At 47.9% G+C, this 996-nt stretch carries 2 protein-coding genes; both read right to left on the reverse strand.

Translation table 11 applies throughout. From position 1 onward, the window contains the following. Positions 1-222 precede the first annotated feature (222 nt). On the reverse strand, positions 223-747 hold the full coding sequence (locus C5F48_RS24130) for a zonular occludens toxin domain-containing protein (protein ID WP_181247786.1): 525 nt from the start codon (positions 745-747) through the stop codon (positions 223-225). After that, positions 744-996 (reverse strand): hypothetical protein (locus C5F48_RS25535; protein ID WP_219907848.1); only part of this gene is annotated, 253 nt, incomplete at its 5' end. The genes C5F48_RS24130 and C5F48_RS25535, both read right to left, overlap by 4 nt.

Raw genomic sequence — 996 nt, forward strand, 5'->3', positions numbered from 1 at the left:
CAATTGTTTTCTGTCGTAAGCGAAACTATAGTCAATGTCCCTGCAAGGNGAAAAACATAAATGCTTCCCGTCTGCTACCGGACATCCGTAAATTTTTGACGGGGCCTCGCCGATCTGCAGGGCCACCAATTCTGTAAACTTGGCTTCGGTATTCTCCAGGAGTGATTTCTCGTTCAGCTGAGTGACACCATCGACCACATGAAAAATTTTATCTAGCATGAATTACACTCCCTTCAAGTAATTCTGACGTTCTACGTTTTCCGCGAAAGAGTCATATTGTTCCGCAACGGATTTATCGAACCATGTGAAGCCTGATCCGTATTTACCCTTGTTGGTCGGGTTGATCGTTCGCCACTTGATGATAGGGCCGAACTTACTTACGTAATTTACAAATTGCGTGACGCGCCGCAGAGGAACGGCCACGTCGCGCAAGTCTTGTGCTGTATACCAAATATTTACGCCCGCATGTCGATGTTGCCGCCAATGGGCCATGACGTCGAAAGGTATGGCTTTCCACGCTCCGGCAGGGGCAATAAGTCCAGCCTCATCAATGAGGATGACAGGGGAACGCTTTTCTCCTGGTTGGCGTTTGATCTCAAAGAGTTCTTCGATTTGGGTGTACCGAATTGCACCCTTAAGAGGAAAATTTGCATAGACTCGATGCCCCTTTTTCATTTTTTTCACGGCAAGCCTGGTCATGAGATATGTCTTCCCGGCTCCTGGTAACCCGCAAAATGCTTCGATCATGAGTTGAGCTCCTCTCTCAAGTTGTCGTTGGCCTTCCTGATCCGCTCGTCCTGCCGTTCCCATTTCTCATATTCCTGCTGTTCTTTCGCAAAACGGTCGCGCTGATCTACGATCTTGGCGACACGCCGCGCAAGCATGAGGTCCTGAAAATCTTGATATCTCCGTCCGAATTTGATCCCAACGAAAAGCCCTAATATAAATAGCGCGATTGCCAACATTAGCCTGCACCCCTTAATAAATTGATTGCTC

This window comes from Cereibacter changlensis JA139, assembly GCF_003034985.1.
Classification (GTDB): Bacteria; Pseudomonadota; Alphaproteobacteria; order Rhodobacterales; family Rhodobacteraceae; genus Cereibacter; species Cereibacter changlensis.